General features: G+C 53.4%; 1 protein-coding gene. It reads left to right on the top strand.

Annotated features, from left to right (window positions below):
* Positions 1-320: hypothetical protein (locus AC0L27_RS41265; RefSeq protein WP_473323862.1), on the top strand; the 320-nt coding region annotated here is incomplete at its 5' end.
* Positions 321-337: the final 17 nt, after the last annotated feature.

Raw genomic sequence — 337 nt, 5'->3', positions numbered from 1 at the left:
ATGTTTCTATCGCGATGGCAGCTCCAGAATGTTCAAGATCGATGGAGCTGGCGGATTGGGGAGAGAATTCGACCGGTGACATTAACGTTGCGTCTGGGGAAAGTTGCACTTTCCCGATCACGTTGCGCGGCGCAACGACTAGCTCGGAAATCTCGCAAAAGCCAGCACACGGCAAGCTCAAGAAGGTCAACGTTGCGATTTACGAATACAAGACAAAGGCCCGATACAAGGGAAGTGACACCTTTGCCATCAAGGCAACGGGTAAGGGGCCGAAGACTTCTGGCACATCGGTGATCACGGTGCACGCGACGATTAAGTAGCGGGTCGAGCAGTTGAG

Source organism: Bradyrhizobium sp. Ken51 (assembly GCF_055807435.1).
This window is presented reverse-complemented; position numbering and strand designations above follow the sequence as displayed.